Origin of the sequence: Hymenobacter montanus (assembly GCF_014699115.1) — a bacterium.
GTDB classification, from domain to species: Bacteria; Bacteroidota; Bacteroidia; order Cytophagales; family Hymenobacteraceae; genus Hymenobacter; species Hymenobacter montanus.
In genome coordinates, this window is record NZ_JACXAD010000008.1 from 129851 (window position 1) to 156278 (window position 26428).

At 62.0% G+C, this 26428-nt stretch carries 22 protein-coding genes and 1 other RNA gene; 11 read left to right on the forward strand and 12 right to left on the reverse strand.

Going from position 1 to position 26428, the window contains the following annotated elements; all coding sequences use genetic code 11:
* Positions 1 to 153: 153 nt before the first annotated feature.
* The gene (locus IC235_RS09185) at positions 154 to 1026 is read left to right on the forward strand and encodes a manganese catalase family protein (protein WP_191004877.1); all 873 of its coding nucleotides are present in this window, start codon (positions 154 to 156) and stop codon (positions 1024 to 1026) included.
* 227 nt (positions 1027 to 1253) lie between these two features.
* Here the strand turns inward: IC235_RS09185 and IC235_RS09190 are convergent, their stop codons facing one another.
* Entirely contained in the window at positions 1254 to 1880 is a 627-nt protein-coding gene (locus tag IC235_RS09190) for a chloramphenicol acetyltransferase (RefSeq protein ID WP_191004878.1), read from the reverse strand.
* Between the two features lie 222 nt (positions 1881 to 2102).
* On the opposite strand from IC235_RS09190, the gene IC235_RS09195 reads away from it, so the two are divergent.
* The 3 genes from IC235_RS09195 to gldC all read left to right on the forward strand — a co-directional run bounded on the left by IC235_RS09195 (position 2103) and on the right by gldC (position 4844).
* Positions 2103 to 2285 carry a hypothetical protein gene (locus IC235_RS09195; RefSeq protein WP_191004879.1) on the forward strand — a complete coding sequence of 61 codons (183 nt, stop codon included), beginning with the start codon at positions 2103 to 2105 and terminating at the stop codon, positions 2283 to 2285.
* 961 nt (positions 2286 to 3246) lie between these two features.
* Positions 3247 to 4371, forward strand: coding sequence for a DNA polymerase III subunit beta (gene dnaN / locus IC235_RS09200; protein ID WP_191004880.1), 1125 nt, complete (start codon positions 3247 to 3249; stop codon positions 4369 to 4371).
* A gap of 137 nt (positions 4372 to 4508) precedes the next feature.
* Positions 4509 to 4844, forward strand: coding sequence for a gliding motility protein GldC (gene gldC, locus IC235_RS09205; RefSeq protein ID WP_191004881.1), 336 nt, complete (start codon positions 4509 to 4511; stop codon positions 4842 to 4844).
* A gap of 205 nt (positions 4845 to 5049) precedes the next feature.
* Here the strand turns inward: gldC and IC235_RS09210 are convergent, their stop codons facing one another.
* The 5 genes from IC235_RS09210 to IC235_RS09230 form a co-directional block, all read right to left on the reverse strand.
* Positions 5050 to 5598, reverse strand: a complete 549-nt coding sequence (locus IC235_RS09210) for a hypothetical protein (RefSeq protein ID WP_191004882.1) — start codon at positions 5596 to 5598, stop codon at positions 5050 to 5052.
* A 130-nt stretch (positions 5599 to 5728) separates the two neighbouring features.
* Positions 5729 to 6268: a dCTP deaminase gene (gene dcd / locus IC235_RS09215; RefSeq protein WP_191004883.1), complete on the reverse strand. Its 540-nt coding sequence runs from the start codon at positions 6266 to 6268 to the stop codon at positions 5729 to 5731.
* A 59-nt stretch (positions 6269 to 6327) separates the two neighbouring features.
* Positions 6328 to 7200: a hypothetical protein gene (locus IC235_RS09220; RefSeq protein WP_191004884.1), complete on the reverse strand. Its 873-nt coding sequence runs from the start codon at positions 7198 to 7200 to the stop codon at positions 6328 to 6330.
* 93 nt (positions 7201 to 7293) lie between these two features.
* Positions 7294 to 8595: a glutamate-1-semialdehyde 2,1-aminomutase gene (gene hemL, locus IC235_RS09225; RefSeq protein ID WP_191004885.1), complete on the reverse strand. Its 1302-nt coding sequence runs from the start codon at positions 8593 to 8595 to the stop codon at positions 7294 to 7296.
* Positions 8596 to 8681: 86 nt separating this feature from the next.
* Positions 8682 to 10415, reverse strand: a complete 1734-nt coding sequence (locus IC235_RS09230; RefSeq protein WP_191004886.1) for an ABC transporter substrate-binding protein — start codon at positions 10413 to 10415, stop codon at positions 8682 to 8684.
* A gap of 145 nt (positions 10416 to 10560) precedes the next feature.
* On the opposite strand from IC235_RS09230, the gene IC235_RS09235 reads away from it, so the two are divergent.
* Positions 10561 to 11235: a DUF1361 domain-containing protein gene (locus IC235_RS09235; protein ID WP_191004887.1), complete on the forward strand. Its 675-nt coding sequence runs from the start codon at positions 10561 to 10563 to the stop codon at positions 11233 to 11235.
* A gap of 316 nt (positions 11236 to 11551) precedes the next feature.
* On the opposite strand, the gene IC235_RS09240 is transcribed toward IC235_RS09235, so the two are convergent.
* The 4 genes from IC235_RS09240 to IC235_RS09255 form a co-directional block, all read right to left on the reverse strand.
* Positions 11552 to 12199 carry a response regulator transcription factor gene (locus IC235_RS09240; protein ID WP_191004888.1) on the reverse strand — a complete coding sequence of 216 codons (648 nt, stop codon included), beginning with the start codon at positions 12197 to 12199 and terminating at the stop codon, positions 11552 to 11554.
* Positions 12200 to 12228: 29 nt separating this feature from the next.
* Positions 12229 to 13026, reverse strand: a complete 798-nt coding sequence (locus IC235_RS09245; RefSeq protein WP_191004889.1) for a sensor histidine kinase — start codon at positions 13024 to 13026, stop codon at positions 12229 to 12231.
* Positions 13002 to 13646: a hypothetical protein gene (locus tag IC235_RS09250; RefSeq protein WP_191004890.1), complete on the reverse strand. Its 645-nt coding sequence runs from the start codon at positions 13644 to 13646 to the stop codon at positions 13002 to 13004. The genes IC235_RS09245 and IC235_RS09250 overlap by 25 nt, the downstream gene beginning before the upstream one ends.
* Positions 13647 to 13741: 95 nt before the next feature.
* Positions 13742 to 14200: a hypothetical protein gene (locus tag IC235_RS09255; RefSeq protein ID WP_191004891.1), complete on the reverse strand. Its 459-nt coding sequence runs from the start codon at positions 14198 to 14200 to the stop codon at positions 13742 to 13744.
* A 382-nt stretch (positions 14201 to 14582) separates the two neighbouring features.
* On the opposite strand from IC235_RS09255, the gene IC235_RS09260 reads away from it, so the two are divergent.
* From IC235_RS09260 to IC235_RS09280, 5 genes are all read left to right on the forward strand, one after another.
* Positions 14583 to 15596 carry a hypothetical protein gene (locus IC235_RS09260; protein WP_191004892.1) on the forward strand — a complete coding sequence of 338 codons (1014 nt, stop codon included), beginning with the start codon at positions 14583 to 14585 and terminating at the stop codon, positions 15594 to 15596.
* A gap of 32 nt (positions 15597 to 15628) precedes the next feature.
* Positions 15629 to 16111, forward strand: coding sequence for a hypothetical protein (locus IC235_RS09265; protein ID WP_191004893.1), 483 nt, complete (start codon positions 15629 to 15631; stop codon positions 16109 to 16111).
* A gap of 46 nt (positions 16112 to 16157) precedes the next feature.
* Positions 16158 to 16916, forward strand: coding sequence for a hypothetical protein (locus IC235_RS09270; protein ID WP_191004894.1), 759 nt, complete (start codon positions 16158 to 16160; stop codon positions 16914 to 16916).
* Between the two features lie 115 nt (positions 16917 to 17031).
* A complete protein-coding gene (locus tag IC235_RS09275) occupies positions 17032 to 22206 on the forward strand; it encodes a S8 family serine peptidase (RefSeq protein WP_191004895.1) in 5175 nt (1724 codons plus the stop codon).
* A gap of 46 nt (positions 22207 to 22252) precedes the next feature.
* Positions 22253 to 23671, forward strand: a complete 1419-nt coding sequence (locus IC235_RS09280) for a M15 family metallopeptidase (RefSeq protein WP_191004896.1) — start codon at positions 22253 to 22255, stop codon at positions 23669 to 23671.
* Positions 23672 to 23731: 60 nt separating this feature from the next.
* Here IC235_RS09280 and IC235_RS09285 read toward each other — a convergent pair whose 3' ends face one another.
* Together IC235_RS09285 and guaA are read right to left on the reverse strand one after the other, a co-directional pair.
* Positions 23732 to 24451: a type 1 glutamine amidotransferase gene (locus IC235_RS09285; RefSeq protein WP_191004897.1), complete on the reverse strand. Its 720-nt coding sequence runs from the start codon at positions 24449 to 24451 to the stop codon at positions 23732 to 23734.
* A gap of 102 nt (positions 24452 to 24553) precedes the next feature.
* A complete protein-coding gene (guaA, locus tag IC235_RS09290; protein ID WP_191004898.1) occupies positions 24554 to 26089 on the reverse strand; it encodes a glutamine-hydrolyzing GMP synthase in 1536 nt (511 codons plus the stop codon).
* A 219-nt stretch (positions 26090 to 26308) separates the two neighbouring features.
* On the opposite strand from guaA, the gene ffs reads away from it, so the two are divergent.
* An RNA gene (gene ffs, locus IC235_RS09295) (signal recognition particle sRNA small type) lies at positions 26309 to 26406 on the forward strand.
* The last annotated feature ends 22 nt before the right edge of the window (positions 26407 to 26428 follow it).

The window sequence follows — 26428 nt, forward strand, 5'->3', positions numbered from 1 at the left end:
GCAGGTCCATTTCGTACATCTTTGGCCGGATAAGGGGGAGGAAGTAACCTAGCTGGTTTCTTTTTCGTCCTACTAAGAGCGTGAAAATTTTAACGCTCTACACTAATAGCCCCTGGAATGTCCAGAACAGGCTACCTTACTTTCTACCATCCTATGTTTTATCACGACCGAGAGCTCCAGTACAAAGTCCGGGTTGACAACCCCAACCCCGTGTTTGCCCGAATGCTCCAGCAAGCCATTGGCGGCATTGAAGGCGAAATCCGCGTGTGCCTGCAGTACATGTTTCAGGCCTGGGGCGCCCGCGGTCCAGCGAAGTACCGCAACATGCTGCTCGAAACCGGCACCGAGGAGATGGCCCACATTGAAATGCTGGCCACAGCCGTTGCCCTCAACTTGGAAGGAGCGCCCGTAAGCATGCAGGACGAGTTTGCGAAGGACAAGATGGTGGGCGCCATTATGGGTGGCATGGACCCGCGCCACATCCTCTCCTCGGGCATGGCGGCCATGGCCGTGGATGCCAACGGGGTGCCCTTCAACGGTTCTTGGGTAGTGGGCAGCGGCAACCTGGCCGCCGACATGTACGCCAACGTGATGGCCGAGAGCACTGGCCGCGTGCTGGCCACCCGCCTCTGGGAAGCCACCGACGACGCCGGCATGAAAGACATGCTGGCCTTTCTCATTGCCCGTGACACCATGCACCAGAACCAGTGGCTGGCCGTCATAGAGGAACTCGGCGGGCTCAATGCCCACCCCATCCCCAACAGCTTTCCCCAAAGCCAGGAAGTGCAGGACTTCAGCTACGCCTTTGTGAGCACCTACGTGGGCAACCAGGAAACCATTGCGGGCCGCTGGGCGGCCGGGCCGTCGCTGGACGGCAAAGGCGAGTTCCGGGTCGAGAAGGCTGCGCCCTTAGGCGGGGAGCCCAAACTGGCGGCGCCCGACCCGCGCGGCCATGCCCAAACCGAGCAGATGAATGGAGAAGGCATGATTGACCAAGCGGCGCACAAGCTGGCCTCGATCAGTTAAAGTAAACGTCCTGCTTCCTTCAACAGCCCCGGCCACTGGTGTTTCCACTGGGAGCTGGGGCTGTTTGAATGGCAGTTGCGCCTGAGTATTTTCTTAGTTCCTTATTTAGGCTGACTCCCCGTTCCGGGGATAGATTTTCAGGCATAGTCACGCCCCATTGTCCGGTCTAAAAAAGCCAAAAAAGACGATTTCAGCCAAAATTTTTACGCTAGAAGATACCAGTATTGCTAGCCAAGTCGGTCTTGAAATACCGATAGGAATTGTCCGACGTGGTATCCATCAGCTAAGCCATGATGCATATTCACAGACACCGGTAATAGGGTAGCCCCCCTCTCCAAATAGGTCTGCCCGAACGATATTTTGGGCACACTGTCAGGACGACCAAAGCTGCGGGCGTGCGTCAGGCCACTAAAACGCACCCAAGGCAAAGCGGAAAAATGGATAACATCCGGACGGCCAGTAGTCTCGGTCAAACGCAAGCCCTCACCCGTTCGCACTGCCTCAATTTCTTCTGCGGCTGCCCTTACAAAACTAGTCAATTCATCCTGTTGCTCTATGAAAGAAAACCCAAACGTGTGATCCTCGCGGCCGATGGTAGCAGAAGCGTGTACGCGGTCGTACTGGTAAACTTGGCCGTTTTCAATGCGGTAGCGAAACGCCTCCACTTGATTGGCCGCTTGCAATGCATGATAGAGGTAGTACACAAAAAATGGCACTCCAAGCCGTTTCGCTTCGGCCAAGGTGCGTGTACAATCGACGGGGGCAACTAGGCCAAAAAACGGCTCATCGAAGCTTGAAAAGAATTCAAAATGTTCCCGGCGGTTCCACTGAGCGAGGTTAAGCTGTTTTTTCATAGGAGGCAAGTTAGATAACTTTACCTGCCCTGGCTGGCATGAGACCCGACAATGCGGCGTGGTTATGGGGGGCGCACAACAGTAAGAACGGAAAACAACGCTAAGGCGTTTTGAGCTGGTAACCCAGCTCAAAAAACGCCCGTGGCTGTTGCAGAAGTGAGTAGCACAAGGTGGAAGGCTCGTAGATGCCTACATGCCACAGGCTACGGCCTCATCACGCACGTGCTAGCCGATAGCCGCGACATCCTGCATCTGCCCCGACTGCTGACCGGCTTGCAGCAGCGCTTGCGCATGCACGAGTTGACGTTGCGCAACCTGCTAGCCGATCCCGGCTACGCCAACAGCTCCAACTATGCCCTGCTAGAGCGGCAACACATAACGGCCTGGGTATCCGTATTCGGGTAGTACAAGCCAGTCGTAGAAGGCTTTACCCTTGACGCGGGCACCAACAGCTTTACTTGCCCGGCCGCTGAGGCACTGTCCTTCAAACATTATGAAATATTGGCCGACGGGGACTGGGTCGAACTGTACTCGGCCGCTTATGCAACTGTAAGCAATGTGCGCGTAAACCGACTTGTATCGCGAAGGCGAAGTGCAAACGCCTCACGCGCACCATTTACGACGCGGCCTACTAACAGGCGTGGCAGCGCCAGCAGAGCAACGGCCCTGGCCTACAACCTCAAGCGGCTGTGGAGTGTTCTGCAACAGCCACGCCCGTTTTGAGAGACGCCCAATCCCACCGAGATTCAACGCCGAGTCCTTACTCTTGCGATACCCCAAGCCCTGCCAACATTCATCACTGATCCAGCCAAGTTTTTACCAGAATTCCGCATAGCTTTGTTGACCGTGGAAGATGTTTTATCCCAGAAAGGCCGGCTTACCAGGCCGATGGCCGGCAAGACGATTTAAATTACTTGCGTCAGGACTTTACTATTTGCTTGACTTCGTCATGGATTTTCCACTCACCACGGTCAAGCTCAGTAAGCCCTTGTATCGACCTTCCCGGCAAAAACCAAATGCTCAAATAGGGCATCCAAGGCGCATTCACCGAGGGGCTTTTCCAGCGCGTTGCATGCGCTCAAAGGAGCTGGTTTCAGCACTCTGCCCTTGCTGGCGACGGTTTCCACTTTCCTCTGGAAGTATCAGGCGCTCAACTAGCTCCTTCTATTCAAAACTGAGTGGTCATGATTTGATGCTTTTGCCAGCAGCTTGTTGAGTCATGACGCAACGGCAAGAGGTTTAAGGCAAGGTACGCCTGGCGCAATCAGGTTTTCGGTGAATACGCGAAACCGCTCGGAATGCCCCTTCCAAAGCCCGGCCCCACCCCCTATCTTTGCCCTCCCTCACCCCTAGCCCTGCCTTTTTTATGAAATTTATTGTTTCGTCTTCCGCGCTGCTCAAGCAGCTGCAAAGCATCAACGGCGTGGTTACGAACAACCCCGTGGTGCCCATTCTGGAGAACTTTCTGTTTGAGATTGAGGCTGGTAAGCTTACCATCACGGCCTCCGACCTGGAAACCAGCATGATTACCGAGCTGCCCGTGGAGGCCCGCGATACCGGCCGCATCGCGGCGCCGGCGCGCATCCTGCTCGACACCCTCAAGAACCTGCCCGACCAGCCCGTGACCTTCACCCTGGACGAGGAAACCTACACCATCGAAATCAGCTCGGCTAATGGGCGCTACAAGCTGGCCGGCGAAAACGCTGCCGACTTCCCCCGGGTGCCGGTCGTAAAGGGCTCCTCGCCCATTGAGATGCCGTCGTCGTCGCTGGCGCGGGCCATCAACAAAACCATTTTCGCGGTCAGCACCGACGAGCTGCGCCCGGCCATGACCGGCATTCTGGTGCAGCTGGCCGACGCGCAGGTAACCTTCGTGGCTACCGACGGCCACCGCCTGCTGCGCTACCGCCGCCAGGATGTAGGCGCCGGCCAAACCGCGAACCTCATCATCCCGCGCAAAGCCTTCAACCTGCTGAAAGGCACCTTGCCCTCGGAGGCCACGCCGGTAAAAATGGAGTTCAACCAGAGCAACGCCTACTTCAGCTTCAACCAGATGCGCCTGGTGTGCCGCCTGATTGACGAGCGGTACCCGGACTACGAAAACGTGATTCCGGTGAGCAACCCCAACAAGCTGGTTATCAGCCGGGCCGAGCTGCTTAATTCGGTGCGCCGCATCAGCATATACTCCAACAAAACCACGCACCAGGTGCGCCTGCGCCTGGCCGGCTCCGAGCTGGTGGTATCGGCCGAAGACCTGGACTTCAGCAACGAAGCCAAGGAAACCCTGACCTGCCAGTACGACGGCGAGGACATGGAAATTGGCTTCAACGCCCGCTTCCTGCTCGAAATGCTGTCGAACATCGACTCGGAGGAAATCACCCTGGAGCTGAGCACGCCCAACCGCGCCGGCCTGCTCATGCCCACGCTGGCCGACGACAATGAAAGCATCCTGATGCTGGTGATGCCGGTGATGCTCAATAACTACGTCTGATCACGGATTTAGTCGGATTTTGCGGATTTCACGGATTGCTTGTTACTCCGAGAAGCCTGCAAAATTCGGCCGTATTCGAGTGAGTGTGCGAAGACAAATACTCCGCGAAATCAGTAAAATCAGATTAAATCTGTGATATGAAGAAATCAGAAATCCGCTTCAGCATTGCGCTGGACGAGAACAAAATACCCGAGGCCATCAGTTGGTCGGCCACCGATGCCGGGCCGGACATTCACTTCGCCAAGGCCATCAATATTGCGCTGTGGGACCGGGAGCAGGTGGGCACCATGAAAATCGACCTCTGGACCAAAGACATGCCCGTGGATGAGATGAAGCGCTTTTGCGTCGACAACATCGGCTCCATGGCCGAGAACATCGTGACGGCGACCAACGACAAGGAGATGGCAACCAAGATGCGGGCCCTGTGCAAGGAGCTGTCGGATTACCTGGACAAACAAGAGCAGAACGGCTAGCCCGAAGTAACCACGGCTAAAGCGAGCCCGGGCAATGGGGCGTGTATATCCTAATCCTATATGCCCGCAACTAGACGCCAAACGGAAGAGCTAGCCGCGGGCGGGCTAATAGATACATCTGGTCAGCCATCCTGAATCGAAAAGGCCCGTCGCTTAGCGCGACGGGCCTTCTTATTCTTATTTGGATTGCCTCCATTAGAGTCGGCTAGCGGGCATTGCGGCCCAGGTTCCCGGCGGGGCGGTTAGCCGGCTTGGGGTTGGTCGGGGCCACGGTCGCGTTGTTGGCCCGGGCGGGCGCCGGGTTCTGCACCGAGTTAGTGAGCAAAATGCTAGCCGATTGATTGGCGTAGTCCTTATCGAACTTGTAGTAGGTAGCCCGGGAGCCGAAGTAGCTGCTGTACTGATCGGTGCTGAGCACCGCTTGCAGCTCCTGGTCGCGCTCCTTACACACGCTACCGCACTGTTCATCGATCAGTTGAGGGTTGCCGGCGTTTTTACGCTCGATGGCGGCCATTTTAGCCACTTTGTCGGCGTTGATGGCGCGCAGCCTGGTGGCTTGGTAGTTGTTGAGCCGGAGGTCGCGCACCATTTGGTTGCTGAGGCGGTCGGCCCGGGCCTGCACCGGGTTGAGGCGGGGACTCGGCTGGGTTTTATCCTGCGCTTCGACGGTGGATGCGCGCGGGGCCTGCTGGGCAAAAGCACCCCCGGCCAGTAAGGCCAGCGTGAGGGAAGCAAGAGCGGTTTTGATAGTCATCGTCGTAGGGGTTTTAGTAACACACTTACGCAAGGACTAAGCCAGAGAGAAAGGGCTCAGTGTTCAGGTTAAACGCAGCAAATGCGGTTGCGGTTCGGCCCTACCCCATTAGTATCGCCCTTCCTACTGGCTACCAGTTATTTTTCCACATCATCGATTCGACTGGACGGTCGGTTCGGTCGTTGTATTTGGCGCTCTGCTTGAGGTTGTAGCGGGTAGCCACCTCGCCCTGGACGGTGAAGTAGATAAGCTGACCGATGGGCATGTAGCGGTACACGCGCACGGGCATGGAAACGCTGATTTCCAGGGTCCAGTGGTTGCAAAAGCCCACGTCGCCCTTGCCCGCGGTGGCGTGAATGTCGATGCCCAGCCGCCCCACGCTGCTTTTGCCTTCGAGAAACGGCACGGTGGCGTGCGTCTCGGTATACTCGTGGGTGACGCCCAGGTAGAGCCGGCCGGGCTGCAAGACAAACCCTTCGGTTTCGGGGATTTCAAACGTATCGATTTCGTTGTGCCGGCGCGCATCCAGCACCTCGTCGCGGTAAGTGGCCAGGTACCGGCCGAGGTGGACATCGTACGAATTAGTACCCAGGCAACTGCGGTCGTAAGGCCGGATGACAATGGTGCCTTTCTCAATCTCCGCGAGAATTTGCTGGTCGGTTAGAATCATTGAAATGGTGAGGCTGAATGGAGAGGCGGAACTAGGGCGTCGGGCGAAGGCTAACGGGATTAACGGTGGGGTCCCGTGGCGTGGTCCGGGTCATCGTTATCCTCCTCGTACCGGTCTTCGTGCAAGCCGGGCGAGCGGGTGGCGCGCAGGCGGCTGATCAGACTGCGGGGCTCAGGTTCGGGCTCCGGTTCGGCGGCCAGGTTGTTGATGCGGCGGCTAAGAACCGGCAGCACGCTGGTGGTGAGGTACAAGAGCAGCAGTACGCTGGTCAGGCTCAGCAGCAGGGTGAAATAGTCGAGCCAGTCGTGCCGGGGAGCCGGGCCCGAAGCCGCGGGCTGGGAAGTGAGGGAGGGCTCCTCGGCGGCATCGGCCGCGCTGGCCGAGCCCTCGTCGTGGGTGGTGAGGGGGGCGGCTACCGGCGCTTCGGGCTGAGCATCCACATCGGCGGGGGGCACCGCGGCCGCGTCTTCTGAGGCGCCGGAGGCATTAAACTGGGCCGTGGCTTGCTGGATCAGGCGCTGCTCGGCCCGCACGAGGGCCACCCGCTCGTCGCGTGGCAGGTTATGGATGAAAAACTCGAAATTCTTATCCAACAACACCGAGTTAAGCTGTTTCTGAAACTCGGCCAGGGTATTGGGCCCGTTGCCGTAGCGGTTTTTATAGCGCTCGGCCGCGTCGTTATAGTTCATAAACAGCCGCTTGAGGGTCGCGTTGTTGTCGAACCCATCAAAGCTGCGACGGGCGGCGGCGGTACGCAGCGTGAGCGGGAACTTGCCCCGGGCAAACGACTTGTCGTACACCGTCTCCATGGTGCGAAAGTTTAGCTCGTCAATGGTTTTATCGAAGAGGCGCTTGTTGGCTTCCGCGGGCGTTTCGGCGTGGGCCAACGGGGCCAGCAGGAGCAGCAGAGCGAAGAAAATCTGTTTTACCATAAGGCAAAGGTCGCGCAAGGTCGCGCGAAGTGAAAATATAAGTTTCGCAAAGGACTATAATTTCCCTTATTTAAATTGGCGAAACTTATATTTTCACTTTGCGCTATGGGCTTCCGCCAACGACTCACGGCAGGCGCGGAGGTAGTGGTCCACCAAGTCGTCGGTGATGGCCGTGGAGACGAACAGCGCTTCGAACTGCGAGGGCGCCAGGTAGATGCCCCGGTTCAGCATGGCGTGGAAGTAGCGGCCGAAGGCAGCGGTATCGCATTTTTTGGCGTCTTCCAGGTTGGTTACCGGCTCCGCAGTGAAGAACAGGCTGAACATAGAGCCGACGCGGTTCACGGTGTAATTCAGGCCCAGCTCGGCAGCAATTTGGCGGGTGCCGTCGGCGAGGCGGGCGCTGGTCGCTTCGAGGGCCATGTACAGCTCGGGGTGCTCGTGCAGGTAACGGAGCTGGGCCATGCCGGCGGCGGTGGCGATGGGGTTGCCGGAGAGCGTGCCGGCCTGGTAGACCTTGCCCGCGGGGGCCACGCAGTTCATGATGTCTTCGCGGCCCCCGTAAGCCCCCACGGGCAGACCGCCCCCGATGATTTTGCCGAGCGTCGTCAGATCCGGCCGGATGCCGTAGAGCTGCTGGGCTCCGCCGGACGTGAGGCGAAAGCCGGTCATCACCTCGTCGAAAATCAGGACGATGCCGTACTCGGTGCACAGGGCGCGCAGGGCCCGCAGGAAGCCGTCGGCGGGCGCTACCAGCCCCATGTTGCCCACCACCGGCTCCAGAATCAGGGCCGCTATCTGGCCGGGGTTGGCGGCGATGAGGGCTTCGACGGCGGGCACGTCGTTGTAGGGCGCGGTGAGCGTGTCCTGGGCCACGCCCTGGGTTACCCCGGCCGAGTCGGGCTCGCCGGCGGTCAGGGCGCCGCTGCCGGCGGCAATCAGGAAAGCGTCGCCGTGGCCGTGGTAGCACCCTTCAAACTTGATGATTTTGGCTCGGCCCGTGTAGCCGCGCGCCGCACGGATGGCCGACATGCACGCCTCGGTGCCGGAATTCACGAGGCGCACCTTTTCGATGCTGGGCACCATTTCCCGAATTAGTTCGGCCATTTCCACCTCCCGGCGGGTGGGTGCGCCAAAGCTGAGCGACTGGGGCAAGGCCTGGCTCACGGCCTCCAGCACGATTTGCGGGGCATGGCCGAGAATCATCGGCCCCCAGGAGTTGATAAAGTCGACGTAGCGATTGCCGTCGACATCGGTAAGCCAGGCCCCCTGGGCGTGCTGCATAAACACCGGGGAGCCACCCACGGAGCGAAAAGCGCGCACGGGAGAGTTGACGCCACCCGGAATCAGGGTTTTGGCGCGGTCGAAAAGAGCAGAGGAAGTGCTGAGATTGAGCATGAAAAGTAGCGGGCAGCCTGTGCTGCGGAAATCAGAAGAAAGAATGTTTAGCACAACAGCGGAGGTGCAGCAAAGATTGCGCGCCGCTACCGCAGCACCTGCGCCTCCAGATTGTTCAGCTTGATGATGGGCACCACCTGGTTATCGTGCGCCCCACCCTCGTAGCTCTGGCCCTCAAAAATGGCTCCCTGCACCGGGGGCGCCCCCGCCAGGCCGGCTTGCAAGGCCGGCCCGTACTGATGCAGGGCCGCCCCGAAGTACAGCAGCAGCTCGAAGCCCTGGTTGGCGTACAGCGAGGGCGGCAGGCGCTGCCGCTGCAAATACAGCTGCCGAAACCGACGGTAGCCCGCCCCGCGCTCGTTGTAGTATTTGGGCATAAAAAAGTAGGCGCTGATCGTGTTCAGGTCCCACACATCAAGCCGGGGGTTGTCGAGCCAGGAACCGGGGCACACCAGTACCGGGCGCTTGGCGGCCGGCGGCGTCTGCAGCACGTTCAGGGTGTAGGGGCCCAGGCGGCGGTTATCCGACGCCACTACGATGTGGCTGGCGCCGGGCAGGTCGAGCCCGGCAAAGGCCTTGCTCAAGCTTTCGTTGGTGTCGGCGCTGAAGGAGCGCACGACCGCGATTTTGCCACCCTGCGCTTCGTAAGCGGCTTTGTAGGCGTTGGCAAAAGCCGCGTCGCCCTTGGTTTCTTCGTGCAGCACGATACCCGGACGGCTGGGGCCAAAGGCTCGGAAGGCAAACTCGGCGGCAATGCGGCCCTGGGTAGCGGCGCTGGCCCCGAACAAGTAGTGCCAGGAATTGTCGAGCACCAAGTCGCCATCTTCCGATAGTGGGTTGACGCAGACAATCTGGTGCTCGCGGGCGTAGCGGGCCAGCAGCCGAGCGCCGGATTTATACACCGGGCCGATGAGCAGGTCCATGCCCGCCAGCTCGGGCTGGGCCAGCACCTGCTTGAGAACCAGGGTATCGGCGCTGGTATCGTAGGCGAACAGCTGGACCGAACGGCCGGCGCGCTGCAGGCTGTCCTGAGCCAGGCGCAGACCGGCGTAGAGGTCGGTCACGAACTGGTTTTTGCGCTGGCTTGGCCCGCCCGGGTCGCTCAGCTCGAAGGGCAGCAGCACCGCTACGTTGTAGCTGCTTCGTTTAACCGGGCGCGGCGGGGGCGTATACCGGGCCCGGTTGAGGTCGAGCTTATCGATTAGCTCGTCCAGAATAGGCTGGTCGGCGTCGGTATAGACGCCGCCGGTTATGAGCCGATCGGCGTAGGCCCGGCCCAGGGTGGCATCGTTGGGGTAGCGCCGAAGGAGGCGCAGCCAGGTGCTCCGGTCTCTGATACGCGGTAAGTAATTGACCTTCATAGCCTCGCGTTCGGGCCCCAGCTGGTTGGCCGGCAGCAGCGCCAGGGTTTTAAAAGCGTTATCGTAGTCCTCTTGCTCAAATGAAACCTGGCTTTGTAGAAATAAGGCTTCCGGCAGGTTGGGATAATTGGGGTACTCGGTTCGCAGCAGGTTGAGCAGCTGCTCGGCCTCGGGCCATTGCTTGAGGCGGGCGGCGGCCACGGCGCTCAGGTAGGCGGCATCGGCGGCCTGGGCGAAGCGGGCGGGGCGCTGGGCCAGCGGTTCGAGCTCCTTCAGCGCCAGTTGGTACTTACCCTGGTCGAGCAGGGCTTTGCCGTTGCGGTAGTGCACGGCCTGCTCAGCGGGTGGCGCGGCAACGGGGCGGGGCTTGGCCGGGGTTTGGGCCAGGGCAGAACTGGTTAGCAGCAAGCTGACTGCTAGCCACTGCGCCGGCCGCCACAACGTAGAAGTAAACGTCATCGAAGGGGAAATAGGCTTTCTACGGGGAAAGCGGAGCAAAATTAGCCACAAATGCCGGGGGCCGGGTTGGGCCGGGCGGCTACTTATACGGTCGCCGGCCCCCTCGTCGTTATCTTTCCTCTCGCAACTTTCTTCTAAGTTATTTATGGCACTTTCCTCCAGCCCATCTTTCTCTCGCTCCCGACTGACGCTGGTTTTTGTGCTGGCCAGCTCCATCGCCCTGAGCATCATGCTGGTGGTAGGCCGGGTCTTGTTGACGGGCAAGTTAACCTTCTTCTTCCTGATCTGGAACCTGTTTCTGGCCCTGATTCCCTTTGCCATCAGCACCTTACTCGGCATTTCGGCAGGGCCCCTGCGGGCCCGCCTGCTGGTGCCTGCCGGGGCCGCCTGGCTGCTGTTTTTCCCCAACGCGCCCTACATCCTCACCGACCTGTTTCACCTCGACGCCCGCCCGGGCATACCGCTCTGGTACGACCTGGCCCTGATTCTGAGCTGCGCCTGGAATGGCCTGATGCTGGCCTACGCCTCGCTTTCCGACATGCAGCGCCTGGTGCAGCAGCGGCTGGGCGTTTGGGCCGGCTGGGGGTTTGCCACGGTCGCGCTGCTGCTCAGCGGCTTTGGCATCTACCTGGGCCGCTACCTGCGCTTCAACTCCTGGGACGTGCTGGCCAACCCGCTCACGCTGTTTTATGACATCGTAAATCGCATTTTTCACCCCTTTTCGTTTCCGGGCACCTGGGGCGTGACGCTGGTTTTCGGCCTGTTCCTGCTGGTTGGCTACAGCACGGTGCGCCTGCTGGGGCACCCGCACGAGGAATAAGTTACCCTGACCAGCAACTCTGCGACAGCGCCTTGAGCCTTATGCACGGGCCACGCCTGCGGTGGTGATGACTACATTTATTACAACCATTGCTTTCTAGCCAACCCAAGTTGCGGACTAGCCGCGTAGCGGCGATAGGTTAGTAGAGAGAACATGGTACCCCGGGCTAAACGAGAGCCGCGTAGCGGTGACAGACCAACGCCAACAGCCGTTTAGCAGGGCCGAATACAATTAAGCTAAATGCCTTTTTTGATGCTGGGGGCCGCGTCTACCAAAGGCAGCGGTTTTATTTATAACAGTTCTGAATAATAGCTGCTCAGACCTGAATCAGGCCTTTTTTGACGGCGTAAATTACCAGGCCCACGATATTTCGGGCCCCGATTTTTTCGAATAAGCGGGTGCGGTACCCTTCCACGGTGCGCACGCTCAGGAACAGGCGGTCGGCAATTTCGGCGTTGGAAAACTCCTGGCAGAGCAGCTGCAGCACTTCGGTTTCGCGCTCGTTGAGCTCGGTCGCGTTTTTCTGCTCGGCATTGCCTTGGTCCACCAGCTGCTTTACGAGGGTCGTGGAGAGGGATTCGTTGAAGTAGAAGCCCTTTTCGTGGACGGAGGTGATGGCAGCGACGATTTCGTCGGGCTCCGCGCTTTTGAGCAGGTAGCCGCGCGCGCCGGCTTTCATCATGCCCACGATGTACTTGTCCTCGTCGTACATCGACAGAGCCAGCACCTTCAGCTGCGGAAATTGCTCGTGCACCTGCGCGGTGGTCTGCAGGCCGTCGAGTTCCGGCATGTTAATGTCCATCAGCACGATGTCGACGGGCTGCTGGGGGAGCACTTCCAGCAGTTGGTAGCCCGAGGACACTTCGACCAGTACCTGAATCTGCGAGTAGTCTTCCAGAAATGCCTTTAACCCTTCGCGGAATATTCGGTGGTCTTCGGCAATTGCGAGGCGGATGGGAGTCATAGCGGGTAGAGCTTGGTTGAGGGCGGCAATTACGTAACTTCGACGGCGGGCTGGGCTTGGAGCTGCACCTGGGTTAAGGTGCCGCCGCCCGGGCCGGGGCCGAGCTTGATCTCACCGTGCAGCAGGGCCACCCGGCTTTCGAGGTTCTTCAGGCCCTGGCCGGGCGTCACCTTATCGCGCTCGAAGCCCACCCCGTTGTCGGTAAAGGTAAAAACCAGGCCGGTGGCGTGCTGCTGCAGCGAAAATTCGATAACCGTGGCCCGGGCATGCTTGAGGGCATTGTTGAGCAGCTCCTGGGTTACCCGGTACAGGGCCACTTCCACTTCGCGGGCGTAGCGCCCGCCTCCTTGCTCGGCCCGAAAAATGATGCGCAGGCCGGTGGCCTTTTCCATTTTCGTGGCCAAGTGTTGCAAGGCCGCTACCAGGCCATAGTCGGTAAGCAGCGGCGGCAAGATGTTGTGGATGATGTTCCGGATTTCGTTGATGCAGTCCTCGGTCAAACTGTTGGTATCGGCCAGCAGCGCCTGCCGGGCCGGTAAGGGCGCCGGGGCTTCCATCTTTTTCAGGCGGTGCAAGTTGAGCTTGATGACCGATAGCACCTGGCCCACACTGTCGTGCAAGTCGGCGGCCAAGCGCTGGCGCTCCCCCTCCTGGGCCTCAAATACGGCTTTGAACACCTCCTGCTTAGAGGCGTGGAGGGCCACCTGATAATTAATCATGCGGCGCTGCGAGAGCACCACCATCACAAAGATGAAGACGAGCAGGACGACCATTACGGTCGTGCCGATAATGAGCACGAAAATCAGGTCAGGCGTTGGGGTTTGCACAGCAGGCCGGCGGCGTAAAATAAGTTGGCGAGGATATTAACGATGGAGTGGATCACCCAAAAATTAGTATAGTGCTGGGCCTGCGGCGTCTGGCTAATCCAGGCCTGGAGCATGAACAGAAACAGGTTGCCGGAGAAGTAGATCAATACCCCGGCATTGACCCACAGCAGCGGGTTGTTTTCGATGGCTACGACTACGGGTTGCCGCAGCAGCTGGTAGAAATAAATCAGCGATAACACGATAAAGAATACGCACTGAGCCGTCATCACCGCCGACGGAAACTGCCAGATCTGCCCCGGCTGCCCGGCGCTATACACCGTGTAGAGCAGAATAGCGCCGGCCGCCAGCCGAATAGTATACCGAACGAGCACTCCCGTTAGCGCCTGATGGTACAGGGCACTGAGAAACAATAGATTTACTACGGAAAATACGTGAAAAAGCGGAATATTCCGAATGCGGAGATGGTCCGTGACAACGGAAACCAAATCGAATAGGACCGAGATGAAAAAGAACCAAGCCAGCTGCCGCAGGACTGGGCCGAAGGTGCGGAAACGCAGGCCCACCGCCGTTAGCGGCAGCAGGCCTGAGCAAGCCGAAAGTTGGTTGAGGAGAGAGGACATGGCGAGTGGAGGGGCGTTCGAACCCAACCAGTTGAACCCCTTAGTGATAGGCTGCGTGGTCCCGGCTCCGAAGCCGGGACTGCGCTAGCCCAGACCTAGGCATAGCCGTTCAACTGGTTGGAGTCGCCGCACTGGTTGGGGCAGGGAATGGCCATTTCCGCGATGATGTAATCGGGGATGGTGGTCTCGTCAATCGTTTCGGCTGACTCAGTCGCCGCTTCGGGGGGCGCGGCGGAACGGGCGGTGCTTTCGCGCGTGGGCTCCAGGGGCGGGAGCTGGTCGTTCTGCTCAGCATCGGCCCCTACTATAAGCAGGTGCCGCTGGCCGGTGCTGGGGTCGATGGCGTAGTGCACGCGCAGGCCCATGCAGCCGGGCTGGGCCAGGATTCGCTCGATGATGTCGCGGCCGAAAAAGAAAGCCCGGGCTTGGTCGGGGTTCTGACGGCGCTCGGTGGCCGTCCAGCGGGCGGCGGTGCGCAAATCGAGCGGAGAAGCTTCGGCGCCCGTGAAGGGAGTACGTTGGCGGGTAGCGCCGCGTTGGGGAGTTGTGCTCATAAGGAATGAGATGGTAAAAGAGAATTTTTCCGGAAGCTACCGCCTGTCGTCACAAGCACAAAGCCCCCGCCGGCTACGCGCGGGCTGGGCAAATGGGTAAGTTCTTTCTTATCAAAGAATTATATATCCTGAATGCGTAATACTACGCATGCGATTAGGTGGCACTACGCAAAACCGAACGCGTAGTGCACGCACTCATTTTGCGTGGTGGCTCGCTTGAGAACGGCCGGCCGAAACCCCCAATTTTGCATTCGTTAATTCTCTCTGATTATCAGGGCGATTATCCCTCCCCAACGCTCGGGCTTAAGCCTGTTAACGAAATCGCCCCGAATCGGAAACGCCGTCGTGCTCCTTCATTCTACACTTTAAAATACCCCACGTCATGTCCGAGTACCCAAAGCACCAATATCGCACGGCTTTCCGCGCTACTCTCCACCCCGATTACGAAAGTATTTCGGATGAAGAAGCGGATGCCTTATTAGAGAGCGTCACGGCGGGGCTCTCGCCGCAGGAGGCCGAGGCATATATGGAAGGCCTGGGCAGCTGGCTCCGAAAAGCGGGCCAGACGATTGCCAAATCGGCGCCCATCTGGGCCCCTATTGCGGGCTCGGTGATTGGTAGCATCGTGCCGGGCGCGGGCACGGCCATTGGCGGGGCGGTGGGCGGCCTGGTCGGCAACGTGGCCGGCCGCCTGGCCAACTCCCCCCGCGCCAATGCGGGCTCCGTTATTGGGGCCGGGCTGCAGGGCGCCGTGGCCGGAGGCCTGGGAGCCGCGGGCCGGGGCACCGGCGGGAGCGGCATTGCTTCCACGGTTGCGGGCCTGGCGGGCACGGCCCTGGGCACCGGGGCTGGCCGCGGCTCCACGGTCGGCGGTTTGGCGTCGGCCGCCGGCTTAGTAGGGGCCGCCCTGGCTGGTGGTGCACCGGCAGGCAGGGCTGGAAGCACTGCGACGCCAGTTACGGGCACCGCCCGGCCTGCCACCAGGCAACTCCTTGGGCTGCTTAACAGTCCGCACCTGAACCGGGCCGTTATCGGGCAGGTAAATGGTAACGTGGGACGCGCTACCGTACCGGTGCAGGCCGGGGGCCGCCGCCACGATATATCGTTTGCCACCTTCATGAACGCCCTGCTGCAGCTGGCCCAGCGGGCGGCTACCGAGGCTCCCGCGCCCAGCGCCGACACCAACAGCACCAGCTACCTCACCGACAGCGAAGGCCTCTACGCCTACGACCCCGCCTCGCCCGAGCACCGCACCGAAGGCCTACTGGCCCTGCTGCAACAGGAGCACGAAGAAGCCTGGGCCGAAAACGACCAGGAAGACTACGCCGAAGCGGCCGGCCCTGGCTATGACCCGCTGACGGAATGGTTTCTGGAATCCGGCATGATTCGCCACTAAGTACCCACCGCTCTTTCACTTCTTCCTGCACTATGAACTCCTCTCCCAACCCCATGCTCGACATGCTGAGCCAGCTCAGCGCCGACCGGCCCGAGCTCCAGCCCCTGCTGGAAGCCATGCGGACCCAGCACCTCACGCACGCCGAGGAAGTGGAGGAAGGTCCCACTCGCGAGGAGCTGCTGCTTCAAAATGAGCAGCTGGTGGCCCTGCTGAAGCGGGCCCGGCACGAAATCAAGCGGCTGGATGCCCTGGTAGAGAACCTCCAACAGGAAACCGACGCCACGGCGCAACTGCAGCACGACCTGGCCGCCGCCCTCGGAGCCTGCCCGCACTGCTGGGGCACCGACCCGGGCTGTGGCAGCTGCCGCGGCCGGGGCGGCCCGGGGGCCTACCCCACCGACCAGCCGCTGTACGCCCGCTTTGTGCGGCCGGCGGTGCGCCGCCAGGCCGGCCCGCCCCCGGCCCCCGCCGCCCCCGCGGGGGCGGCCAACCCCACCTTCAACCCCCAACCCTAATTCAATAATTTTTTCTTTTCCTCACCCTTTTACCCCCTTTTTTACGATGGCTTACGACGAAAGCTTTGCCGAAACGCTGGAAGACAGCACCTACACCTTAGAAGCCTACGATGAGGCTTATGACAACGAGAGCGACGAGGCATATGACAACGAGAGCGATGAAGCCTACGACGAGGCTACGCGCCGCCGCTACCGCCGCCCGCCCGTTGCCAAGGGCCGCTACAACCGCCCCAGCCGGCCCTACACGGGCCGCGCTACGCTCAACACGCCCGCCGGCCCGGCCAGCCTGAAGCTGCCCGCCGACCTGGTGCGCAAGGATGAGCTGCGGGCGGCCCTGGCGGCCATCAGCAGCGACATCAAGAAGAACTCGCAGGCGGTTCTGAAAATCAACGCCAACCTCAACGACCTCAACGGCAAGGACGGCAAGAGCACCAACGCCCTGAGCAAGCGTATTACGGAAACCGACCGTAAAATCGCCGCCCTCCAGCAGCAGCAGCTGTTCAGCTTGTTGCTGCCCACCCGGATTGAGGAAATCACCATCCAGGACCCCAATGGCACCGACGGCACCCGCCTCAGAACCGAGAAGGTGGACAGCATTAAAGTCGACAACACCAACGCGCTGATGGTTAGCATGATGAGCGGAGGCTTTGGCGGCGGGGGCAACTCGATGACCAGCATGATGCCCATGCTGCTGCTGCTCACCCAGAAAGAGAACACCATTGGTGGCTCGGGTAGCAAGGATAACACCATGATGATGGTCATGATGATGATGATGATGAATCAAAATCAGAATCCCCCCAAGTAAGCCCTGACGGTGAACATGCAGCGCCGTCCCGCCTGGGGCGGCGCTGTTGCCACCCCACCATTTCCGGGGCCTTACCCCCATTTCTTAATTCCTGATCTACCCCGTTGCGCAGCTCATGGACCCCGCTCTCCAAGAATTACAAAAAGGCTCTCCGGGAGCAGTAATTGAGGCCGTTATTCGCCTGCACGACCCGGCCGTGGTGCCGCCCCAGGTGCGCCTGGTCGCTCAGTTTGGCCTGGTGGCTACCTGTCGGCTGTACCGGCGCGACATCGCCGCGGTATGGAGCAGCAGCGCGGTGGTCAGCCTCAAAGCCTCTCGCCTGATTGCTCGTGAGCCCGAACTGGAATCGTTTACTTCCCCGTCCTTATCTGCAGAAAACCCTACTTTTTCATCCCCCCAGCCGGCGGACTATCCTTCGATCACGGGCGAGGGCACCATAGTGGCAGTGGCCGACTGGGGGTTTGACTTTACCCACCCCAATTTTTTAAACCCCGACGGCACCACCCGCTTTCTGGCCATCTGGGACCAGTCGGCCCCCGGGCGGGGGGCCACGAAATACGGCTACGGCCGGGTGTACACCGAGGCGGAAATAAACGCCGCCCTGCGCACTGAAGCCCCCTTTAAAACCCTGGGCTACCACCCGGCCAAAGCCGACCCGAGCGGCGAAGGCACCCACGGCACCCACGTGTTCGACATCGCCTGCGGTAACGGCACCGTGGGGCCCTCGGGCATGGCTCCCCAGGCCCGCATGCTGGGCGTGCACATGGCCGCCGACGCGCCGAGCGAACACACGACCCTGGCCGATTCGGTGCACCTGCTCGAAGCCCTGGACTTTTTTGGCTCCTGGGCCGGCGACCGCTGCGTGGTGGTGAACATGAGCATGGGCCGCCACGGCGGCCCCCACGACGGCCTCACCTCGGTCGAGCAGGCCATTGACGCCTGGCTCGAAGCCCGGCCCGGCCGGGCCGTGGTGCAAAGCAGCGGTAACTACTACCAGGCCCAGACGCACTCGTCGGGCCGCGTCGAGCCGGGCCAGCCCAAAACCCTGCACTGGATAATTGACGCCGCCGACTCCACGCCCAACGAGCTGGAAGTCTGGTACAGCGGCCACGACGAATTCCGGGTGGAAATAACTATTCCGGGTCGCTCCACTGCTATTTCAGTGCCCCTAGGCGATAAACAGGATATTACTGATGACGGCCGCCTGATTGGCCGCATCTACCACCGCGCCAAAGACCCCAATAATGGCAACCACCACATCGACGTGTTCATGTACCGGCACGCGCCGCCGGGCATCTGGCTGGTGACCTTAGTTGGGGAGGACGTGGTTGATGGGCGCTTCCACGCCTGGATTGAGCGCGACGCCGGCTGCTACGGCTGCCAGTCGCGCTTCGCGCCCGAAGACGTGGACCCCCGCTTTACCACCGGCACCATCTGCAACGGCTTTCGGACCATTGCGGTGGGCGCTTACGATGCCCACTCACCCGATGCCGCCGTGGGCAGCTTCAGCAGCTCGGGGCCCACCGTGAGTGGCCGGATCAAGCCCGATGTGTGCGCTCAGGGGGTTGCCATCGTGGCCGCCCGCTCGAGCCCGGCCCAGGCCCTGCGCGCCGGGCCGGATAACCTGCTCACTCGGAAATCGGGCACCAGCATGGCCGCGCCGCGCGTGGCCGGGGTCGTCGCCCGCATGTTCCAGGCCCTGGGGCGCCCGCTGCCCATTCACATCACGCGGCGGCTTTTGCTGGCTACTACCGACCAGCCCGCTACCGACTCACCCCCCGACCGCCTGCGCTACGGCCAGGGCCTGCTGAACCCCGAGCGGGCAGTGGCCGCCGCCCTGGCTTACCGCGCTTCGCTCGACCCTCCTACCCCAAGCTCCTCATTTCTTCCCCTCCCCGCTATGGAAACCAACTTTACTGAGGCCGTGCAATCGGCGGGCTCCATCGCCCTGCAATCGGGCCAGGCCCTGCCGCTGCGCTACGACGACACCGCCGTGGTAGCGCAGGCCACCGACCTGGACTCCGCCCTGCGCCAAGCGTTGGCCGGCCCGGCCGGCGTGTACCTGGTGCTGGGCAATCTGGCCGGCGGCACCCTGTTCCGGGTGTTTCGACTGGAACCCGCGACCCCAGCGCCAACCCCGGCCTTACCGCCCCTGGGCCTGGTGATGGAATACGTGGGAGCGCCCGCTGCGGCCGCGGCCCTGCTCGCCAGCCAGGGCGGCCAGGGGCGGGTTTTCCTGCCCGCCAATGTGGTAGCGCCGGCGGCGCGCTGGGTGGAAGTGCCTCACCTCAGCGAATTCTACAAGCTGGCCGCCGCCGACCAAACGGCACAGCGCAACATCTGGGTACGCCGGCTCTTCAACATCCGGGCGCACATAGCCCTGGCGGGCGCCACCATCACGCAGCACTGGCTGCGCAGCCTGGGCACGCCGGTACTCCGGCTGCTGGTGGCGCAGTTTGCCGAGCACGCCCTGCCGGTGCGGGCAGTGAACCAGCCCCACGAGCGCTTTCTCGGCGCGCGGGCCGGCGGGCTTACCAAGCCCACCCTGCCGCTGCCCCTTAGTGAGCCGGGCTGCTACCTGCCGGTGATTTCGGTGGCCGAGGGCAGCATGGAAACCATCAATGCCTACGACTTAGGCGCCGGCCTCAGCCTGGGGCCGATTCAGTTCAACGCCCAACGCAGCGAGCTGATGCGGTTTCTGGGCCACTTGCAGCAGCAGGACCCGGCTCTGTTTCAGCAGGAGTTTGGGGGGCCGCTCGGCTGGTCTATCCGCCGGGTTGGTACGCGCACCGATATTCTGGTGAACGCGGGCCAACCCGATGAGATTGCGCTGATTGGCGACTCGGCCCACGCCCCGCACAACATCGGATTCCTGGAATCGGGCCGGCTGCACGATTCCGACTTCGACCAGATTGATGCGGCGTTCCGGCACGGGCTCACCGTCCGGTTTCGCAACGTAGTGGCCTGGCCCCACGTGCAGGAGCTCGTGGCCGAAGTGGCCGCGTGGTGGCTGGCCCCGGGCCTGCAGCAGATCCACGAGCCCATCAACGGCATTCCGGTGCTCGACCCGGCCCAGCCGGATGAAGACTTGTTCGTGTTGAAGGCGCTGCTGCTTTCGGCGTACGTCCGGTATTCGGCCTGCCTGAGCCGCATCCTTGAGCACCTGCGGCCCTTCCCCACGGTGGCCGAAAAGCTGGCCAACTTCCGCGCCGTGTTAGCGGCCAATAGTGGCGACTGGGGCCCCTGCCGCGATGCGCTGCGGCGCCGGCTTATCCGGCGCCTGTTCGAGGACAACGCCCAACACATCAGCCAGCACACGGCCGCCCGCAACACCTGGGCCGTCATCCAACGGATGCCAGTAGCGCCGGTCGTGCTAACCGAGGCCTGGGACGATATTATCCGCGAAGAAATGCCCGCCGAATGGGCCCACGAGGACCTGTATGATGAAGTGGCCGACAGTGAGGCCGCGGCCGCCCCGTGCGGCTGCGGCGGCCACGCCCGGGCCGCGGTGCTCATGGAAGAGATTCAGGAAGCCGACTGGGACTCGGAAAGCTGCGCCGAGGGCTGCGGCTGCGGCAGTGCCTGCGGAGCCGGCGAAGACACCTTTTACGAAGACTACCTCAACCCCGCCACCGCCTTCGTCTTAGGAGCAATGGTAGGCGGCTCAATGGCCAGCAACCACCCCGCCGCCCCAGCTCCGACCAGCAAAAGCAATGACGAAGACCGTACCGAGTCCGGGCCGGAAATCATCAGCGAAGCCGACTGGGAGGCTGACTGGGAATCGGATGAGGAGGACGACACAGAAGCTGACGACGAAGCCGACTACGGCGACCACTTAGTTGAGCTGGCCGAAGTAAGCCTCGATGCCGACCCGGGCAGCGTGTCCGCGCTTTTGCAGCGGGTGGTTTTCGCTAATTCGCCCTCCCCCCTGGCTCCTACTACTACGCCCGGCCTGGTATTCGACGCCTTCCTCTCGCAGGGCCCGGCCGAGCTGCGCCAGCAGTTGAGCAACTACCTGACCTTAATTGCCCTGCCCCGCCAGGTCCTCGTTCAGGACCTCCGCCCCGGCGACATCCTGCTTCAGCGGGCCTACGGCGAGGGCCAGACTTACGCTGCCCTGGTGGTGGCCGGCACCCTGATTCCTTTTCAGGAGCTGCGCACCGGCCAGTACCAGGCCTACGCCACCCAGCCCGGCAAATATGTGCACGTGGTGGAAGCGGGTCCGTTTCCCAAGCGCCGCGAATTAGCCTTTGTCCGCCGCGTGACCGACGCGCAGAACCGGCTTGACTTCGACCACATGATCGTGCGCCCGCTCCGCGGCGGCAGGCAGGCCAGCGCCGCCAGCGGGTTCGCCTTTCCCGATGCCGTCGAAGACCTCAGCGAAAAGGCCCCGCGCACCCACTTTCGCTGCTGTAACTACACGCCGAGCGCCGGGCGGCAGGCCTTCCACGCGGCCATCACAGCCAGCAACTGGAGCGAGGCTTTCCGCAACCTCAACGGCTTGAGCATGTACGAAATCATGTGCGCGCTGGGCTCGCTGGCCCGGACCACGCTCGATGCTTTTTGGGAGCAGCGCACCACCGCCGCCGGCGATGCCAACGTCCCGCGCCTCGACTTCGCCCACACGGCCGTCGTTACCGGCCTGCTGCCCGCCACCGCCCCCGGCGATTTGGAGAGCACCGGGCAGGTCAACGAAGCCGCCGAGTTTCTGAGCGAGCGCCTGATGCCCGAGGCGGAAAAGGTGAACTCCGAAGCCCTCCCGCATCTGGCCCTGATTCTCAAGGAGTGCCGCTTTTACGGGGTCACCGATAAGAGCCACGTGGCCTACATTCTGGCTTCGGCACACCACGAGTCAGGGGTGGGCAAATCGTTGTCGGAGAAGTACAACGGGAATGCCGACAACTACTTCAACGGCAAATACCAGGGCCGGCTAGGCAACGACCAGCCCGGCGACGGCTCCCGCTTCCGGGGCCGCGGCTACGTGCAGCTCACCGGCCGGGTGAACTACGCCCGCTACACCGACATCCTCTCCGCCACCCGATTCACCGTCGATTTGATTGGCAACCCCGTGCAGGCCGCTGAGCCCTCGGTGGCCGCGCCTATCCTGGTGCACGGGCTCGTTAACGGCCGGTTCACCGGCAAAAGCCTGGCGGATTTCGGCACCGATGGCGACTTCAAGTTTAAAGGCGCCCGGGCCATCGTGAACGGGGACGTGGCTAAAAACGGGCCCGCCATTGCTGCCATCGCCCGCCGCTACCGCAAGCTGCTCGACTACAAGCCGTGCGTCTGAATCAAGTATCCGAGTTGACTTACCATCCCTTCTTTCCCCTGCGACCATGAATTACGACTTGGATTTCCTGCCCGAAACCCTGCCTGGCACCTCGCTGCAATGGCCCGGCGCCACCGCCTCGCAGCTAGATTTCATGCGAGCCGTGTACGATGCCCACGTAGCCCGCTCCTCGGCCCGCCACGCCTTCGTGGCCGACGTGCCCGCGGCCGAGCTCAGTGTCATCGAGGGCTCTTTCCTGGCCCGCACCGCCGCGGCGTCGGCCTGCCAATCATTGCTGGCCGCGGCTCGCTTAGCCATCAGTAGCCAGGGCCTGAACGTGACCCTCGGCCTGACCAGTGCCTACCGCTCCGCCACGCGGCAGCTGCGCATCTGGCAGGACAATTTCCCCACCTACTACCAGGAAACACGCACCCGGCGCCGGGCCCTGGCCAGTGGCGAGCATAGCAGCGAGGCCGCGCAGCTCCTGGCCGCCTACGTGGGCCAACGGGTGGGCGCACCCGGCTTCAGCAATCATAACAACGGCTTAGCCGTGGACTTCGGCGTGCAGGAAAACGGCACCCGCGTGGTAAACCGGACCCAAGCTACCTACACCGCCCGCTGGCGCCAAACCTGGACCTGGGGCTGGCTCACCACCAACGCGGCCCGGTTCAACTTCTACCAAAACCCCAACATCGACGAGCCCTGGCATTGGGAATACCGCCCTGCTGCCACAGCCACCGAAGCCGCCAGCGACGAAGAAGCTGCCGATGTGGCCACCGAGCTGCTGAGCGGCCGCCAGGTGGGCCGCCTGGCTTTGTCGAATAGCGTTCTCCACCAATTGGAAGCGTTAGCTCAAACCGGCAGCATTCCGCTCGACCACTCCAGCGATACCGTAGTGCCCTCTCCTACGCTCTTGGCCCTGTTGCAGGCCCTGCTCCGGGGTACGCCCCCACCGGCGGCGGGCACCCGGGCCCCGTTTGGCCTGATGAGTCTGGTGCGGCCCCGGGCCAGCTACCACACCCGCGGGCAGGCCGTGGACATCAGCCGGTTCGCGGGCCATGACATCCGGATGACCAACCCGGCCCGGGCCCTGCAAGCCGTCCTGGCCATCATCGACCTGCTGCCCGCCGGCTGCTACGCCCTGGGCCTGCCCCGCCCCGTACGGGCCGACGCCGACGGAGCCCGCCGCGACCACGCCCGCTACGGCTACCTGAACCTCTACCAACCTGGCAACCCGCCAACCCTACGCCCCGAGTACGAAAACCTGCCGGCGGCCAATGTGTTCCTGCCCGTCAATTCCCAAGCCGACATCGACGTATCGCCCTCGCACGGCAACATTGCCCGCGACTTGGATTTCATTGTCGACGCCACGGCGCAATCCCTGCTCCGGACCGCCGTAGCTAATGCCCGCCAACGGGGTGCGCGAATCAAGTACCTCTTCCCCGATGCTCTCGACCATCTCCACATTCAGGTAGTAGCGTGTTAGCGGAGGGCGGTCTTCAGCATAAACGACGAAGAGCTTTTAAACTGGGTTTAGGGCGAAACCTCACCCCTGGAGTTCTTCCTCATGCACGGCCACCAGGTTCGCCAGCAACGATTCCAGCAGCTTGCGCCCCTTCCACACCGATTTCAGCCGGGCCCGAATCTGGGCCGCCGTCTGCACGAACTGCTGTTCTTCGGCGTTTTCGTGGTCCTCAAACGCCATGAGCTGCTCTACCATTTCCGCCTTCATCTCGGGGTGGAACTGCAGGCCGATAACGCCGTCGCCCCACACGAAGCCTTGCGTGGCGCACCCAGCCGACATGCCCACCCGAATTGCACCCGGTGGCACCGTAAACGTGTCGAGGTGCCAGTGCAACACCGCCGCCTTTTCGGGCCAGCCCCGCAGCAGCGGATGTGCCAACGCCTGGGCCGAGAAGCGCACCGTCCAGAACCCGATTTCGGGCTCGTGGTTAGGGCATATCTCGGCCCCCAGTGCCTGCGCCACCAGCTGGGCACCCAGGCAAATAGCCAGCGTCACCTTCCCGGCCCGTAGCGCTGCTTTGATGAAGGCTTTTTCGGCCCCCAGCCACGGGCAGGACTCGTCGTCGTAAACGCTCATGGGCCCGCCCAGCACCAGCAAGCCGTCGAAGTCGGCTAACCGGGGGAATACCGGGGCCGGCGCAAACAAATAAGTAAAAGCCAAAGAGTGGCCGTGCGCCGCCAGCCAGTCCGCGGCGTGGCCGGGCCCTTCCGAGGGCAGATGTTGGAGGCAGTGCCAGCGCATGCTGTTCAGCGTAAATCGTCATCCAAGTAAAGCCGCGGGGGTGGGATGACCGTCGACCCGAACGGCGCGGCGCTAGCCGTCAGAACCTATACAAGCGGCAGTCTATTCCCACTCTATCGTCGCGGGGGGCTTCGAGGAAATATCGTACACCACGCGGTTGATGCCCCGCACCTGGTTGATGATCTTGTTGCTCACCTCGGCCAGAAACTCGTAGGGCAAGTGCGCCCAGTCGGCGGTCATGCCGTCGATGCTGGTTACGGCGCGCAGGGCCACCACCCGCTCGTAGGTACGCTCGTCGCCCATCACGCCCACACTTTGCACGGGCAGCAGCATGGCGCCGGCCTGCCAGACCTGACTGTACAAGCCGTGCTCTTTCAGCAGGTTGATGAATACGCCATCGGCGCGCTGCAGTAAGTCTACTTTCTCGGGGGTGATGTCGCCCAGAATGCGGATGCCCAGGCCGGGACCGGGGAAGGGGTGGCGGTTGAGAATCTCGCCGGGCAGGCCAAGGGCGGCGCCCACCTCGCGGACCTCGTCTTTGAAGAGCATCCGCAGCGGCTCCACCACTTTGAGGTGCATCTTTTCGGGTAGGCCGCCCACGTTGTGGTGGCTTTTGATGGTAACGGCCGGCCCTTTCACCGACACCGACTCGATTACGTCGGGGTAGATGGTGCCCTGGGCCAGCCACGCGGCCCCGGTCACTTTCTGGGCTTCGCGGTCGAACACCTCAATAAAGGTGCGACCAATGGCCTTGCGCTTGGCTTCGGGGTCGCTGAGGCCGGCCAGCGCGGCGTAAAACTCGGGGGCGGCATTTACGCCGGTCACGTTCAGGCCCAGCCCTTCGTAGGCTTTGAGCACGGTGGCAAACTCATCCTGCCGGAGCAGGCCATTGTCGACGAAAATACCGTGCAGGCGCGGCCCGATGGCGCGGTGCAGCAGCAGCGCCGCCACACTCGAGTCGACGCCGCCCGACAGCCCCAGAATTACTTGGTCGGTGGGCCCGATGGTGTGCTGCAAGGCCAGCACGGCCGAATCCACGAAGTGGTCGGGGGTCCAGCTTTGCTCGCAGCGGCAGATGTCGACCACGAAGTTCTGCAGCAGGCGCTTGCCTTCGGTGGAGTGGGTTACTTCGGGATGGAACTGGATGCCGTAGGTTTCCTGACCTTCGACCTGGAAGGCCGCCACCGCCACCTCGGGCGTGCTGGCAATAACCGCGTAGCCGGCGGACAGGGTTTGAATCGTATCGCCGTGCGACATCCAGACCTGCGAGCCCGTGTGCAAGCCGTGCATGAGCGGCGAAGCATCGTCGAGGGCCGCCAGCCGGGCGCGCCCGTACTCGCGAATGGTGGCCGGCAGCACCTCGCCCCCGCCCTGCTGGGCCAGCAGTTGGGCGCCGTAGCACACGCCCAGCACCGGCACCCGGCCGAGCACATGGCCCAGGTCGGGGTTGGGGGCCCCTTCCTCGCGCACCGAACAGGGCGAGCCGGAAAGAATAATGCCCCGAATGTCGTCGGTCAGAACGAGGTTCGGGGCGTGGGTGAAGGGGTGAATTTCGCAGAAGACGTGCAGCTCGCGAATGCGCCGGGCTATCAGTTGCGTGTACTGCGAGCCGAAATCCAGAATGATCAGTCGTTCCATGCCGCAAAGCTAGTCACGGATTTAGCCGGATTCGGCGGATTTCACGGATTATGGGTAACCCCAGCGGGTCCTATGCCGGCAGCTATTAGTTCCGTCAACCAGGCGTAGCGATTTAACTACCAGGCGTCTTTGCTATCAGCGCCCTCCTCCCCGACCAAGCAGACAACAAAAAATCCGTGAAATCCGATGAATCCGACTGAATCCGTGATTACCTTTGCAGCGGCAAGTCAGAACGATCAGCTCCTGCTGAACTCCCCCAGGACCGGAAGGTAGCAAGGGTAAGTGGTTGTAGCGGTGCGATTTTGGCTTGCTTTTTTTTGCCCTTTCGCGTCGGCCCCG